Below are 14,198 nucleotides of genomic sequence, written 5' to 3' on the forward strand. Positions count from 1 at the left end.
GGATACACTAGAAAAACCCGAACATTTTTATGTCCACCTTGTTTTGGTAGTTAGAATCTTAGTTATGAGAACTTGTAGATAAAAACAAGTCCTAGCCAAAAGCAGCAACAGTTGATTTTTTATCATAAAGCTGGTTAAATAATTAAGTACAGAAAAGGAGAAATAGGATGAACCCATTAGATTTGTTTAACCAAGTAAAAGAATTAATCGAAACAAAAGATTTCGAAGCTGCAAAAACATTTGTTGCAGAAAATCAAGACCAACTTGGAGAATACTTCTCTCAAGCTCAGCAGTTGATTTCCGGTTCAGAAGGTCTAGATGGACTCGTTAGCAAGATTAAAGGATTTTTCTAAAAATATAAGAGGCTGGCAAAACTCAATTTTAGTAGAAAATGAAATTAATTTTCCCACAATAAAACGCATAGTGTCAAATTTTTTGTAAATCTGATACTATGCGTTTTTATAATTAACTATGTTCGGTGATAAATTTGTAAGCTTCTTGACCAGCGATAGCTCCATCTCCAACTGCTGTTGTTACTTGGCGAAGGTCTTTCTGGCGAACATCTCCAACCGCAAAGATACCGTCAACTGCAGTTTTCATGTGATTATCTGTCACAATCCAACCAGCCTGATCTTGAATATTCAATTCTTTAACAAAATCGCTAAGAGGGTCCAATCCAACATAGATAAAGACGCCACCGAAGGCTTGTTCTGTCACTTGACCTGTTTTCACATTTTCAAATACGACAGATTCTACTCTGTTTTCACCCTTGATTTCCTTGACTACAGAATCCCAGATAAAGCTGACTTTCTCATTCGCAAAGGCTCGGTCTTGTAAAACCTTTTGGGCACGAAGTTGGTCACGACGGTGAACAATGGTAACAGTTTTAGCAAAACGAGTCAAGAAGAGGGCTTCTTCAACAGCTGAATCTCCACCACCAACTACCAATAAATCTTGGTCGCGGAAGAAAGCACCATCACACACAGCACAGTAAGAAACACCACGACTGTTCAGTTCTTCTTCTCCAGGTACTCCCAAAGGACGGTGTTTAGAACCAGTTGCTACGATAACTGTACGTGTTTCATATGTTTGGTCATCGGTCATCACTGTTTTAAAATCACCATGGTCTTCTATATTTTCAACATAACCATAGATGTGCTCAACACCAAGATTTTCAAGTGGTTCAAACATCTTTTCTGCCAATTCTGGCCCACTAATATTAGCGTATCCAGGGTAATTTTCAATATCAGATGTATTATTCATCTGACCACCTGGCAAACCACCTTCAATCAAGGCTACTTTCAGATTGCTTCGAGCAGCATACAAGGCTGCAGTCATACCTGCAGGTCCAGCACCGATAATAATAGTATCGTACATATAGTTTCCTTCTTTCTTGTTGTAACTATCTTTATTCTAACTCTTTCTTGTCAATCACGCAAGGATTATGCCTTGAAAACAAGAATTAAACTCATAACCGCAAAGGATAATACTGGAACAACCAAGACACCAATCATAATCATATCATAGAGATGGGCTTGGCGAGCCTTGGCTGTCTTATCAACTCCCGACATGGCTCTCAGTCCAATCCAAATCCCTAAAAAAATCAGGACGAGGATGGTGGTCAAGATCAAACTCTCGAAATATAAAGAAAATAGTTGCAGTAGCATGATTTCTCTCATTTCTATCTTTTTTAAAGAGTAAACTCAGCTAGTCCAGCTAACTGAGTTTTTCTTTATCTATTATATCAAATATAAGTCCGTTTGTAACTAGCGAAGAATTCTTTTGTTCGCTCTTCTTTAGGATGGTGGATAATCTCATCCGGTGTTCCAGACTCAATGATTTTCCCCTTATCTAGGAAGAGAATCTTATCCGCAACTTGAGCTACAAAGGACATGTCATGACTAACCAAAATCATGGTTTGACCTGACTTAGCAGCATCTGCAATAGACTTTTCTACTTCGCCGACCAATTCTGGATCAAGGGCTGAAGTTGGTTCGTCTAAGAGCAAGACATCTGGTTTCATCGCAAGTGCACGCGCTAGGGCAACCCGTTGCTTCTGTCCACCTGATAAATGGCGAGGATAATGGTTTTCACGGTCTGAAAGCCCAACCTTAGCCAACTCTTCCTTGGCAATCTTGGTTGCTTCTTGGTCGGATAATTTCTTGACAACAACCAAGCCTTCTTTCACATTATCAAGTGCTGTTCGGCGTTCAAACAAATTAAACTGTTGGAAAACCATAGACAACTTACGGCGTAGGGCAAGGATCTCTTCTTGAGTGATTTTAGAAAAATCAACTGAGAAATCATCAATCTGAATAGAGCCACTGTCAGGTGTTTCAAGATAATTGAGACTACGAAGGAAGGTTGATTTTCCAGCTCCTGAAGAACCAATCAAGGCTACAACTTCCCCTTTTTGAATATCCAAGTTCAGATGATCCAAGACAGTCTGTCCTGAAAAGGATTTGCTTAAATTCGAAATCTTAATCATTAACGAAGGTCTCCTTTCACATCTGTTTGCACTGTATCGGGTGCAGAAATAGCCATTTTTCTCTCGATGAAACGACCAAGGCTTTCAATTCCGATATTTACTACCCAATAAACTAGGGCAACGGAAATAAAGCGTTCAAAATAGCGGTAATCGGCACCACCCAAAATCTGAGCTTGGGCAAAGACTTCCACAACACCCGCACTAAAGGCTAGAGATGTTCCCTTAGTCAAGCCTATTAGGGAATTGATTAAGGTTGGAGTCGCCACAACGGCCGCATTTGGAATAATCACTCGACGATAAACTTGTGCTCGGGTCATACCCAGACTGCGTGCCGCCTCAATCTCACCAGGATTGACTGAGAGAATGGCTGCACGAATGGTTTCACTAGCATAAGCTGCCTCATTAAAGGCAAAGGCGACAATCGCAAAAACAGCCGCTGGAATCGCATTGATATTGAAACCAGTTCCCCATTGCTGATTGAGAGCTTTCAAAGCCAAAGGAATTCCATAGTAGGTCAACATGAGTTGCACCAAAATCGGTGTCCCCTTTAAGAAACTAACAAAGAAGGCCTGCAAGGGATATAAAATCTTGACACGATTGATTTTCACTATGGCAAAAAGAAGTGCCAAAACCAAGCCAAAAAGAGCACCACCAATTGTCAACATGATCGTTGTTGGAAGTTGTTGGACAATTCTCGGAATTCCATCAAAGACCGAACGTAGGCTAAACAGCTTGCCATCCGGAATCAATTGCATCAAGTTTTGGTACCAATCTGATGCTAAAATCGTTGTAACATTCATAAAAACATCCTCTCCTGATAATGATTCATTCTACCATACTTCTGCCGTCAATGAAATTATTTGCTACGGTCAGATACAGACTTTATCTACCTACTAGTTTATCATACTTTGAAACAGGGAGGTTATATATTTTATCTATCAAAGAGATAGATAAAAACTATTTCAATCCCAATTCTTCATAAGGTTTTCGATAACCGATTTGCTTAACAGTTCCATTTTCTACTAAAATGGGTCGTTTTAACAACATTCCGTCGCTTGCTAGCAACTCAGCTGCTTCTTGGTTTGACAGACTTCCTACCTTATCTTTCAGCCCTAATTCACGGTATTTGATTCCACTGGTGTTAAAAAATTGCTTCAACTCGAAACCTGAGGTTTCTAGCCAGTTTAAAATAACTTCTTGGCTAGGTGTTTCTTCGACGATATGAACGGCTTTATAGTCCACACCGAGTTGGTTTAATTCTTGTTTTGCTTTTTTACAAGTTGAACATTTTGGATATTCGATAAATTCTAACATGTCTTTCACTTTCTATTGTTTCTATCTTTAAAATCTGCGCCTTCATGCTCCAAGAGCCAGGCTTTCTTTTCCACTCCTGCAGCATAACCTGTCAGACGCTTGCCTGCTCCCAGCACACGGTGACAAGGTACTAGGATAGACCAAGGATTGCGCCCCACTGCTCCACCAATTGCTTGAGCAGAAGGCACTTGCAGATCTTGGGCTATTTGTCCATAGGTCACTGTCTGACCATAAGGAATTCCCTGTAAATAGGACCAAACTCTCTTTTCAAAATCCGTTCCGATTGGAGCCAAGGGCAAGTCGGATAAATCCCGAGACTTGCCTTTAAAGTAAGCATCTAAGCAAGCAATAACTGGGTCTAAAATGGGATGACTAACAACTGCTTCTATCGTTTCATCTCCTAGTCCCCTCTCAAAATGCTTCTGCTCCTGAATCCAAATTCCATATAAATAATGGTCATCAGCTACCAGTGATAGAATACCAATTGGCGAAGAGTAGAGCATTTTTGCATACTTCTTTTGCATTATTTCTTCAATTTTTGATAGGCCAAGCGTTCGCCATCAACTGGAACCTTACCAACCTGTTTAAAACCGAGTTTTTCAAAAATATGTTGCATGGCCTTGTTTGCAACATGCGTATCTGAACGAAAATCAAGATAGTCAAAACCTTCAATTAAGCCCTCTAAGAAGGTTTGAGCAACTCCTTGTCCCTGCACATCTGCTGCCACAGCGATACGGTGAAAGACTAGGTACTCTGACTCTCCAGCTTGCCATTTTCCTTCATAAATGGCTTCATAGGCTGCCTCTGGACTCTTGGTCACAGCAGCATAGGCTAGCAGTTCTCCCTCTTCCAAGGCTACATAGGCTTGACCTGAGATAATATCTTCAATAATAATATCAGCATTTGGATAGCCATTTTGCCACTGGTCACTACCAGCATCCGCTAAACATTTTTTAGCATCCTCCATCACCTGCATGATGGCATCTACTTCATTTGGAAAAGCTAAACGAATTTCCATCTTTTCTCCTCATTTCTGACTAGTTTCTCCCATCATAGCATAATTTAAGTCTTTCTACAAGCAGTTAAAACTTGACTTTCTGTTTTTGTTATTTTATAATCTAGTTATTAAAACTAGATAAAAAGGAGTTGGAAATGAAAACTACCTTTTCCTACCCAAAATGGGCAGAAATTCCAAACATTGACCTCTATCTGGACCAGGTTTTACTCTATGTCAATCAGATCTGCTCCCCTATCTCTCCTGATAAAGACAAGGGCCTGACAGCATCCATGGTCAATAACTATGTCAAACATGGTTATCTGACAAAGCCTGACAAGAAAAAATACCAACGCCAACAGATTGCCCGTTTGATTGCTATCACAACCCTCAAGTCTGTATTTTCTATTCAAGAAATAGCTCAGACACTTAATACTCTACAAAGTCAAGCAAGTTCAGACCAACTCTACGACGCTTTTGTGGACTACATGAACCAAGGAATTGATCCAGCTAACCCTATTATCCAAACCAGCTGCCAAACCGTTAAACTCTATCATCAAACTCTAGACTTAATCGATCATAGTGAAGAGGAGGCAATCCAATGAACACTAGTCTTAAACTCAGCAAACAACTCAGTTTTGGAGAGGAGATTGCTAATAGCGTGACCCATGCCGTAGGTGCAGTCATCATGCTCATCTTACTCCCCATTTCATCCACCTATAGTTATGAGACACACGGATTTTTATCCTCTATTGGAGTTTCCATTTTCGTTATTAGTCTCTTTCTCATGTTCCTCTCATCCACCATTTACCACTCTATGGCCTATGGTTCGACCCACAAATACGTCTTGAGAATCATCGACCATTCTATGATTTACGTTGCCATTGCCGGCTCATACACGCCCGTTGTCTTGACCTTGATGAATAACTGGTTTGGCTATCTAATTATTGCCATTCAATGGGGAACGACCATCTTTGGTATTCTCTATAAAATCTTTGCTAAAAAGGTCAATGAGAAATTCAGCCTTGCTCTTTACCTGATTATGGGCTGGTTGGTTCTGGCTATCATTCCTGCCATTATCAGTCAAACAACGCCAATTTTCTGGAGTCTCATGGTAACTGGCGGACTTTGTTATACAGTTGGGGCTGGATTTTACGCCAAGAAAAAACCTTATTTCCACATGATTTGGCATCTCTTTATCCTGGCTGCGTCCGCACTCCAATACATCGCCATTGTTTATTTCATGTAAAAATAGTTTAGGACAAAAAATCCTATCCTATTTTTTATTCTCTATGATGTTTTATACCCAATCAAAATCCAAAAATCACTCCAGTCCATTTTATAGTACCTACTAGCGTGCCGTCAATTATGGGATACTGCTTCCCTGATAGTATGTAAATCAGAATAGTTATACTAATTCAAATCACGTCAGCGTCGCCTTACCGTATATATGTGACTGACTTCGTCAGTCTTATCTACAGCCTCAAAACAGTGTTTTGAGCAACTTGCGGCTAGCTTCCTAGTTTGCTTTTTGATTTTCATTGAGTATTAAAGCATAATCACCCGTTAATGAACCTTACCTAACGAATCAAGACAGACAAATGGTCACATAACAAAAAAACGTTTTGCAACGTTTTTTTGACTGTAATTTCTTTAAATGCATTTTTTCCTAAGGCAAATTATTCCCTGCAGCAAGATAAATTTCATACCATTCTTTTCTTGTTAAGCTAAAGTTTGCCGCTTGGCTAACTTCTCTCAAGTGCTTAGGATTTGTGGTACCTACAACTGCCTGCATTTTTGCTGGATAACGCAATATCCAAGAAATGGCAATAGTTGAAGAGGTTACTCCATATTTAATAGCTAAACGATCAAGTACTTGATTTAAAGCTTGAAATTTCTCATTTCCAACAAAGTTCCCTTTAAAATACCCAAATTGTAAGACAGACCATGCTTGAATGACCACATCGTGTAATTTGCAATATTCAAAAATGCTACCATCTCGCATAGTTGCTTGACTATCTTCCATATTAACATGAAAACCTGATTCGAATCCTGGAGTAAAAGCCGCACTTAATTGTAGCTGATTAACAGCTAACGGCTGCTTGACATCTTTTTTAAGTAACTCCATCATCATAGGATTTTGATTAGAAACTCCAAAATTTCGAACCTTACCTTGTTTATAAAGGAGATCAAAGGCTTCTGCTACTTGGTCAGATTCCATCAAAGCATCTGGTCGATGAAGAAGCAAGCTATCTAGATGATCAATCTTCAATCTTTGCAAAATACCGTCTACTGATTTTATAATATAGTCCTTAGAAAAATCAAAATATGTAAATTCTTCAATGCGAATGCCACATTTGGACTGAATCCACATCTCTTCTCTTAAATCTGGACGATTTTTTAGAACAAGACCTAACAGTTCTTCACAACGACCACGACCATATATATCAGCCAAGTCGAAAGCATTGATTCCAACAGAAAGTGCTGTTTCTACAAGCTCTTCAACTTCTTTTACAGACTTATCTTTTATTCTCATCATTCCGAGAACAATTTCTGATAATTCTTTGTTATCTTGACCAAGAGTTATGTATCTCATCAAATTTTTCTCCTTAAATTTCTAACATTCTTCCCTTCATTATAACAAAAAACCGCTTTGCAACGGCTTTTTGACTATATTTCACTCCATTTTATCTTCTTAAACCCACGGAATAAGAGAAAAATGCCAATAAAAAGAACAGCTAAAGGAATAATCTTTGTAAGAAAAACATTTGAAATTCCCATCCACTCATAATAACGGAGTAGAGAACCCGCCACAAGATGGGCAACAATCATACTAACAAATGGACGAAAAATCGGTTCTTTCCAATTCCAAATACTGATGACCAGGGAAATCGTAAAGACAGACAAACTATCCCAGGGAGCAGGAAGATAAAATGCTCCTTCTTGTACAAAACTTCCTATTCCTACATATCCCAGAACAACTAGCAGAACAAGAATCCCAACGACAATATAGGTGCCAATTTTCATTTTAGGAGAATCTTGGACTAAGCCCCAACGTAAGATTGTGGCCACAAGAGCAAATCCAATCAGAAAAAGAAGAAGTTGCCCTAAAAAAGTAAGCAAATTGACTGTTAAGAGAGGACCTTTAGAAAAATCACCCAGTAGATGATAGTAACGTAATATCGCTAGGACAAAAATTGGCGTCAAAAGGGACTCCTTGATAGAACTGCGTGGTGCTTCCTTGAGAATCTCTTTCATTATTTTTTTAGGATTCTTACCTAAATAATCCTCTGCACTCATGCCATCTCGTTCTGCTTCTGAGAAATCTAGCATTATCAAATAAATCTGCTCTCTGAGATAGTCTTCATCATAGAGAAATCCAGCAAGATTAAAACTATCCCACAGTTCCTCAAAATACTGCTGATTCTCCTCAGAAAACTCATGCAGCAAAGCGCTTGTTTCTTCATAATACTTCATTTTCTTCATGGTTTAACCCCCATTCTTAATTCCTTCTACTTTTTGACTCAAATCGTCCCATTGTTGCCAAAAGACCGAGACACGCTCTTCTCCTTCTTTAGTTAACGAAAAATACTTCCGATCTGGACCATCTGGCGATGGGCGCATGTCGCCTCTTATCCATTGATTTTTTTCTAACTTTTGCAACAAAGGATAAATAGTTCCTGGAACGATAGTATCAAATCCAGCCTCTCGCAAAGTCTGAACCAACTCATAACCATACCGCTCTTTTTGACCAATCATATCCAAGACACAACCTTCAAGAATACCTTTTAATAGCTGAGTTTCCTTCATCCCTTCCCCCTTCTATCTATTTTGTAATACCTACTAGTAGCTTCATCTATAATATAGCACTTTCACATTAGTTTGTAAAGCATAATAGTTAAACAAAAAACAGAACTAGCATGAACTAGTCCTGTCTATTTTTACCCAATCACACTTCCGTTTGGTACAGCTGGATCAACTGTAAGAAGGGTTAATTGTCCATCATGTTCAGCTGATAGGATCATACCTTGGCTGACATATTTTTTCATCATCTTACGCGGTTTGAGGTTGGCAACGATTTGAACTTTCTTGCCGACCAATTCTTGTTCGTTTGGATAGTATTTTGCAATTCCTGAGAGGATTTGACGATCTTCACCATCACCAGCATCCAAGCGGAATTGAAGCAACTTATCTGAACCTTCTACTTTAGACACTTCTTTGACTTCTGCGACACGGATTTCAACCTTATCAAAGTCTTCAAACTTGATTTCTTCTTTGTTTAGTTTGAGTTCAACTTCATCTGGATTCCATTCTTTCTCGACTGCTGGTTTATTGCCTTCCATTTGTTCCTTGATATAGGCGATTTCTTCTTCCATATCCAGACGTGGGAAGATTGGTGTTCCTTTGGCAACTACAGTCACATCTGCAGGGAAATCAGCCAATTTCAAATTCTCAAGGCTTGCTACTTCTTCCAAGCCAAGTTGAGTCAAGACCGCGCGACTGGTTTCCATCATAAATGGCTCAATCAAGTGAGCTACGACACGAAGACTGGCTGCCAAATGGCTCATAACACTTGCCAATTGGTCACGAAGTGCTTCATCCTTAGCCAAGACCCATGGAGCTGTCTCGTCGATGTATTTATTAGTACGGGAGATAAGCGTCCAAACTGCTTCAAGGGCACGTGGGTAGTCAACTGCTTCCATATGTGTATGATAATCAGCGATTGATTTGGCAGCTACTTGAGCAAGAGCATTGTCAAATTCTGTCACACCTTCCACATAGGCTGGAATTTGCCCATCAAAGTACTTGTTAATCATAGAAACCGTACGGTTGAGGAGGTTTCCAAGGTCATTGGCTAATTCATAATTGATACGACCGACATAGTCTTCAGGAGTAAAGGTTCCGTCTGAACCAACTGGAAGGCTACGCATGAGGTAGTAACGAAGCGGATCTAGTCCATAACGCTCTACCAACATTTCAGGGTAAACGACATTCCCTTTAGATTTAGACATTTTGCCGTCTTTCATGACGAACCAACCGTGAGCAATCAAACGATCTGGCAATTTGATATCTAACATCATAAGAAGGATTGGCCAGTAGATTGAGTGGAAACGAAGGATGTCTTTTCCCACCATGTGGAAGACTGTTCCATTCCAGAACTTGTCAAAGTTACCATGTTCATCTTGACCGTATCCAAGCGCTGTCGCATAGTTAAGAAGGGCATCAATCCAAACATAGACAACGTGTTTTGGATTAGATGGCACTGGCACACCCCATGTAAAGGTTGTACGAGAAACTGCCAAATCTTCCAAACCTGGCTCGATGAAGTTGCGAAGCATTTCATTCAGACGACCATCTGGAGTGATGAATTCAGGATGGAACTTGAAAAATTCTACCAAGCGGTCTTGGTATTTGCTGAGGCGAAGGAAATATGATTCTTCAGATACCCATTCAACCTCGTGACCTGATGGAGCAATACCACCAGTTACATTTCCAGCTTCGTCACGGAAAACTTCTGCAAGTTGACTTTCTGTAAAGAATTCCTCATCTGAGACTGAATACCAGCCAGAGTATTCACCCAAGTAGATGTCATCTTGAGCAAGCAAGCGTTCAAAGACCTGCGCCACTACTTTTTCATGGTAGTCATCCGTTGTACGGATGAATTTATCATAGGAGATATCGAGTAATTGCCAGAGTTCTTTAACTCCAACTGCCATCCCATCAACATAAGCTTGAGGTGTGATGCCAGCTTCTTCAGCTTTCTGCTGGATCTTTTGACCATGCTCATCAAGGCCTGTCAGATAAAAGACATCGTAGCCCATCAGGCGTTTGTAACGGGCTAGGACATCACATGCGATAGTTGTGTAGGCAGATCCGATATGAAGTTTACCAGATGGATAGTAAATCGGCGTTGTAATATAAAAATTCTTTTCAGACATAATTTTTCCTTTCCAGGCAAATGAAACCTGTTTTTCTAACACTTCATTATATCACATTTTTAAGGATTTTCGATAGGGAAATCCATACAAAAACAAGATAGACAAGTGTCCATCTTGTTGATCTTATTCATAACGAAGGGCTTCGATTGGATCAAGTTTCGATGCCTTATTGGCTGGCAAGACCCCAAAAATCATACCAACACTAGCCGAAACTGCAAGACTAAATAGGGCAACTGGGATCGATACTCCCACTTCTATACCCGCTATCAATCCTTGCAAGAGTAGACCAGCTATAGCTGTTAAGCCTGTTGCAATAGTCAAACCAATGACTCCACCTAGCAAAGTCAAAATCATGGATTCAATCAAAAACTGGATTAAAATATTGGCACGCGTTGCACCCAATGCCTTACGAAGACCAATCTCACGGGTACGCTCCGTCACCGAAACCAGCATAATGTTCATAACACCAGTTCCTCCAACAAAAAGGGAAATTCCCGCAATGGCACTAATAATCGTCGTCATAAAACTAAACGATTGTTGAATTTCTGCGAATGCAGCTGACTCATCTGCTACTTGATATTCTCCCTGTTGCAAGCCAGCAAGCTCTGTCATTTTTCGTGCTAATTCTGGACCCAGAGTTTGAGTCAAGCTTGTGTCATTCACTCGAAAGACAATACTAGCAATTTCATCTACATTAAAATTCGCAGCAAGGGAAATATTTGTGGTAATAGGCAAGCCGCCAAGACCATATATTTTTGAATTTTTAGATTCTGGGCTAGTATAAACACCAATGACTCGATAACTAAAACCATTAACTTCTACAACCTTGTTAATAGCCTCTTGAGGAGATCCAAATAGACTAATGGATAATTCTTCGTCCAGCAAAATGACACTTGCAAACTCTTTGAAATCTTGCTCTCTCAGACTACGACCTGCAATAATTTCATTATTAACAGCGTCCATATAAGTTCTGTTTCCACCTGTCAAATTGGCATTTTCAACCTTTTTATCTTGATAAGTCAAGATGGCGTTCGTTGAGTTGGTTACATAGTAATTATCCACTCCCTTCAGTTTGGCTGCCTCCTTGACCCAAGATTCTTGCGGTTTTGGTGGTTCAACATGAACTTCCTCTTCTTTTCCAGAAACCGTAAAAGCTGATTGTTTCTGAGTAAAAGATCCATCTTTACTTTTTTTAGAAGAGAAAAAGACACTGATATTTTTCTGAGATTTGGTCATATTTTTATTGAGCTGTCGAGACATAGAATCACCCAGAGCCATAATCACAACAACTGATGAAACACCAATGATAATTCCAATCATGGTAAGCAAAGAACGCATCTTGTGAGCCATAATAGATGAAAAGGCAAATTTCAGATTCTGCATCTTAGTTTTCCTCCTTTTCTAACTGAGCACTGTCAGACGAAATAACTCCATCCCGAATGACAATCTGACGTTTGGCATAGGCTGCAATCTCAGGCTCATGCGTTACCATGATAATGGTTTTTCCTTCTTTATTTAGTTCAACTAATAATTGCATGATTTGGTTACCTGTTTTTGTATCCAAGGCTCCTGTCGGTTCATCTGCTAAGATGATAGAAGGATTGTTTACCAAGGCACGCGCAATAGCTACACGTTGCTTTTGACCACCAGATAATTCTGAAGGCAAATGGTGACTACGTTCTGTCAATTCAACCTTATCTAAATATTCCTCAGCTAACTTGCGCCGTTTTGAAGCCGAAACTCCCGCGTAAATCAAGGGCAATTCTACATTTTGCAAAGCATTGAGTTTGGATAGAAGAAAGAACTGCTGAAAGACAAATCCGATTTGTTGGTTACGGACCTTGGCTAGTTGTTTTTCACCAAGGCCAGCCACTTCTTGGCCTTCAAGATAATACTCTCCACTGCTTGGTGTATCCAACATGCCAATCGTATTCATCAGAGTGGACTTACCAGAACCAGATGGTCCCATAATAGCGACAAACTCACCCTCATTCACTTCTAGGTTGATATTTTTGAGAACCTGCAGTTCTTGGTCACCATTACGGTAGCTTCTGCAGATATTTTTTAAACTAATTAGTTTCTTCATCAGCCTTCACCTCTTTTCCTTCCTCTAGAGAAGACGTTGGGTTACTGATGACCTTGACTCCATTTGTCAGACCTGAAGTGATTTCTTGGTTGTCTGCATCAGCATTACCCAAACCAACTTCCACTTTCTTGGCCTTTTTCTGCTCGTCAAGCACCCAGACATAGTTCTTATCATTTTCAGTCACAATACTTGTTAGAGGAACCAAAATGGCTTTACTCTTATTCTTGACCTCAACACTTACTGAGAATCCTTGTTTCAAATCACCGATTTCACTTGTAACATCAATGGTATATGGATATTTAGAACCAGAGTTACCGCCTGCTGCGGCAGTAGCTGCACTTGCTGCTTCACCATTGTTTTTAGGGTAGTCAGAAATGTAGCTAATCTTACCAGTCCAGCTCTTATCTTGGTAAACTTTAGAAGTAAAGGTTACTTCTTGTCCTACAGAGAGGTTGGCAAGGTTATATTCAGATAGTTCACCCTTAACTTGCAAGTTTTCATTGCTAACGACATGAACTACCACCTGGCTAGCTCCTGTTGGAGATTTAGAAACATTACGGTTGACTTCGACCACAGTTCCCTCTAAGGTACTGAGAACCGTCATGGCATCCAACTGACTTTGAGCCTTGCTTAATTGCGCTGCTGCATCTGCACGAGCATCACGAGCATCACCTAGTTGCGCATCAATAGATGACACTGCATTTCCTGAGACTGGAGCTGGAGTTTGCCCTGCAGCTCCTTCGCCTCCTGCTGGCGTTGGCAACTGTGGAGCCGGAGCTGAAGCGGCTTCATTTCGCGCTTGGTTGAGTTCGTTGATATGACGATCTGCCTTAGCAACTGCTCGACTAGCTGAATCATATGCCGCCTGTGCTTCTGAACTACTGTACTTAACTAAAGCCTGTCCTTCACTAACCTTATCACCCACAGAAACAAGGATTTCATCTAAATCTCCCTTACTAGCATCAAAATAAACATATTGTTCATTTTTTGCCGTTACTGTCCCTGATAATAAAACAGAGGATGCGACGCTTCCTTCCTTGGCAACAACAAGATGAGTAGCCTCATCTTTTACAGCAGTCTGAGAAGGTTGTCTAAAGAGCAAAATGCCCCCAGCACCCAATACAACTACACTTGCAGCACCAATTGCTGCATACAATTGCCACTTTTTAGCTTTACCATTCTTTTTCATAATGAAACTCCTTTTTGATTTAAAGTTCTTAACAATATTATACAAAAATTATCAATTTGAAACAATAACATTTCAGAACGAAATAATGACATTTCAGGATTTAATTATTGTTCGGAATTTATTTTACAATCGTTGTACTAGTTATATAATACACTTTATTTTTCTTTTTTGCAAGCCTTTTCTTTAAT

The 14,198-nt window shown here is 39.9% G+C and carries 17 protein-coding genes; 3 read left to right on the forward strand and 14 right to left on the reverse strand.

From position 1 onward, the window contains the following. Positions 1–167 precede the first annotated feature (167 nt). A complete protein-coding gene (locus SK608_RS06390; RefSeq protein WP_023943021.1) occupies positions 168–353 on the forward strand; it encodes a hypothetical protein in 186 nt (61 codons plus the stop codon). Positions 354–465: 112 nt separating this feature from the next. Here SK608_RS06390 and trxB read toward each other — a convergent pair whose 3' ends face one another. The 7 genes from trxB to SK608_RS06425 all read right to left on the reverse strand — a co-directional run bounded on the left by trxB (position 466) and on the right by SK608_RS06425 (position 4,820). Beyond that, positions 466–1,377, reverse strand: a complete 912-nt coding sequence (gene trxB, locus SK608_RS06395; protein WP_033677454.1) for a thioredoxin-disulfide reductase — start codon at positions 1,375–1,377, stop codon at positions 466–468. Positions 1,378–1,442: 65 nt separating this feature from the next. Then, a complete protein-coding gene (locus SK608_RS06400; protein ID WP_000926599.1) occupies positions 1,443–1,667 on the reverse strand; it encodes a DUF4059 family protein in 225 nt (74 codons plus the stop codon). Between the two features lie 77 nt (positions 1,668–1,744). Next, positions 1,745–2,488 (reverse strand): amino acid ABC transporter ATP-binding protein, encoded by a 744-nt coding sequence (locus tag SK608_RS06405; RefSeq protein ID WP_000590982.1) that lies wholly within the window; start codon positions 2,486–2,488, stop codon positions 1,745–1,747. Then, the gene (locus SK608_RS06410; RefSeq protein WP_001103447.1) at positions 2,488–3,288 is read right to left on the reverse strand and encodes an amino acid ABC transporter permease; all 801 of its coding nucleotides are present in this window, start codon (positions 3,286–3,288) and stop codon (positions 2,488–2,490) included. Before SK608_RS06410 ends, SK608_RS06405 begins: the two co-directional genes overlap by 1 nt. A gap of 157 nt (positions 3,289–3,445) precedes the next feature. Next, complete coding sequence (locus SK608_RS06415) at positions 3,446–3,802, reverse strand: arsenate reductase family protein (RefSeq protein ID WP_000889092.1); 357 nt, start codon at positions 3,800–3,802, stop codon at positions 3,446–3,448. Between the two features lie 5 nt (positions 3,803–3,807). Then, complete coding sequence (locus SK608_RS06420; protein WP_033677456.1) at positions 3,808–4,326, reverse strand: methylated-DNA--[protein]-cysteine S-methyltransferase; 519 nt, start codon at positions 4,324–4,326, stop codon at positions 3,808–3,810. Further along, positions 4,326–4,820, reverse strand: coding sequence for a GNAT family N-acetyltransferase (locus SK608_RS06425; protein ID WP_033677458.1), 495 nt, complete (start codon positions 4,818–4,820; stop codon positions 4,326–4,328). The genes SK608_RS06420 and SK608_RS06425 overlap by 1 nt, the downstream gene beginning before the upstream one ends. Positions 4,821–4,954: 134 nt before the next feature. On the opposite strand from SK608_RS06425, the gene SK608_RS06430 reads away from it, so the two are divergent. Both SK608_RS06430 and trhA read left to right on the forward strand, forming a co-directional pair. Beyond that, on the forward strand, positions 4,955–5,401 hold the full coding sequence (locus SK608_RS06430; protein ID WP_033677461.1) for a DUF1836 domain-containing protein: 447 nt from the start codon (positions 4,955–4,957) through the stop codon (positions 5,399–5,401). Continuing rightward, positions 5,398–6,045: a PAQR family membrane homeostasis protein TrhA gene (trhA, locus tag SK608_RS06435; protein ID WP_033677463.1), complete on the forward strand. Its 648-nt coding sequence runs from the start codon at positions 5,398–5,400 to the stop codon at positions 6,043–6,045. Before SK608_RS06430 ends, trhA begins: the two co-directional genes overlap by 4 nt. A 420-nt stretch (positions 6,046–6,465) precedes the next feature. Here the strand turns inward: trhA and SK608_RS06440 are convergent, their stop codons facing one another. The 7 genes from SK608_RS06440 to SK608_RS06470 form a co-directional block, all read right to left on the reverse strand. After that, a complete protein-coding gene (locus SK608_RS06440; protein ID WP_033677465.1) occupies positions 6,466–7,392 on the reverse strand; it encodes an aldo/keto reductase in 927 nt (308 codons plus the stop codon). 74 nt (positions 7,393–7,466) lie between these two features. Further along, complete coding sequence (locus SK608_RS06445; RefSeq protein ID WP_033677467.1) at positions 7,467–8,282, reverse strand: hypothetical protein; 816 nt, start codon at positions 8,280–8,282, stop codon at positions 7,467–7,469. 3 nt (positions 8,283–8,285) lie between these two features. Beyond that, positions 8,286–8,606, reverse strand: a complete 321-nt coding sequence (locus SK608_RS06450; protein WP_000665414.1) for a PadR family transcriptional regulator — start codon at positions 8,604–8,606, stop codon at positions 8,286–8,288. Between the two features lie 131 nt (positions 8,607–8,737). Then, positions 8,738–10,735, reverse strand: a complete 1,998-nt coding sequence (gene metG / locus SK608_RS06455) for a methionine--tRNA ligase (RefSeq protein ID WP_033677470.1) — start codon at positions 10,733–10,735, stop codon at positions 8,738–8,740. A gap of 123 nt (positions 10,736–10,858) precedes the next feature. After that, positions 10,859–12,118 carry an ABC transporter permease gene (locus tag SK608_RS06460; protein WP_033677471.1) on the reverse strand — a complete coding sequence of 420 codons (1,260 nt, stop codon included), beginning with the start codon at positions 12,116–12,118 and terminating at the stop codon, positions 10,859–10,861. Position 12,119: 1 nt separating this feature from the next. Beyond that, entirely contained in the window at positions 12,120–12,821 is a 702-nt protein-coding gene (locus tag SK608_RS06465) for an ABC transporter ATP-binding protein (protein ID WP_033677473.1), read from the reverse strand. After that, complete coding sequence (locus SK608_RS06470; protein WP_033677796.1) at positions 12,805–14,013, reverse strand: efflux RND transporter periplasmic adaptor subunit; 1,209 nt, start codon at positions 14,011–14,013, stop codon at positions 12,805–12,807. Before SK608_RS06470 ends, SK608_RS06465 begins: the two co-directional genes overlap by 17 nt. Positions 14,014–14,198 lie beyond the last annotated feature (185 nt).

Origin of the sequence: Streptococcus mitis subsp. hohhotensis (assembly GCF_000722775.1) — a bacterium.
GTDB classification, from domain to species: Bacteria; Bacillota; Bacilli; order Lactobacillales; family Streptococcaceae; genus Streptococcus; species Streptococcus carlssonii.

Bases quoted from the DNA above. Each gene is read 5' to 3' on its own strand.
- SK608_RS06390 (WP_023943021.1), top strand. From the start codon at position 168: ATGAACCCATTAGATTTGTTTAACCAAGTAAAAGAATTAATCGAAACA.
- trxB (WP_033677454.1), bottom strand. From the start codon at position 1,377: ATGTACGATACTATTATTATCGGTGCTGGACCTGCAGGTATGACTGCA.
- SK608_RS06400 (WP_000926599.1), bottom strand. From the start codon at position 1,667: ATGCTACTGCAACTATTTTCTTTATATTTCGAGAGTTTGATCTTGACC.
- SK608_RS06405 (WP_000590982.1), bottom strand. From the start codon at position 2,488: ATGATTAAGATTTCGAATTTAAGCAAATCCTTTTCAGGACAGACTGTC.
- SK608_RS06410 (WP_001103447.1), bottom strand. From the start codon at position 3,288: ATGAATGTTACAACGATTTTAGCATCAGATTGGTACCAAAACTTGATG.
- SK608_RS06415 (WP_000889092.1), bottom strand. From the start codon at position 3,802: ATGTTAGAATTTATCGAATATCCAAAATGTTCAACTTGTAAAAAAGCA.
- SK608_RS06420 (WP_033677456.1), bottom strand. From the start codon at position 4,326: ATGCAAAAGAAGTATGCAAAAATGCTCTACTCTTCGCCAATTGGTATT.
- SK608_RS06425 (WP_033677458.1), bottom strand. From the start codon at position 4,820: ATGGAAATTCGTTTAGCTTTTCCAAATGAAGTAGATGCCATCATGCAG.
- SK608_RS06430 (WP_033677461.1), top strand. From the start codon at position 4,955: ATGAAAACTACCTTTTCCTACCCAAAATGGGCAGAAATTCCAAACATT.
- trhA (WP_033677463.1), top strand. From the start codon at position 5,398: ATGAACACTAGTCTTAAACTCAGCAAACAACTCAGTTTTGGAGAGGAG.
- SK608_RS06440 (WP_033677465.1), bottom strand. From the start codon at position 7,392: ATGAGATACATAACTCTTGGTCAAGATAACAAAGAATTATCAGAAATT.
- SK608_RS06445 (WP_033677467.1), bottom strand. From the start codon at position 8,282: ATGAAGAAAATGAAGTATTATGAAGAAACAAGCGCTTTGCTGCATGAG.
- SK608_RS06450 (WP_000665414.1), bottom strand. From the start codon at position 8,606: ATGAAGGAAACTCAGCTATTAAAAGGTATTCTTGAAGGTTGTGTCTTG.
- metG (WP_033677470.1), bottom strand. From the start codon at position 10,735: ATGTCTGAAAAGAATTTTTATATTACAACGCCGATTTACTATCCATCT.
- SK608_RS06460 (WP_033677471.1), bottom strand. From the start codon at position 12,118: ATGCAGAATCTGAAATTTGCCTTTTCATCTATTATGGCTCACAAGATG.
- SK608_RS06465 (WP_033677473.1), bottom strand. From the start codon at position 12,821: ATGAAGAAACTAATTAGTTTAAAAAATATCTGCAGAAGCTACCGTAAT.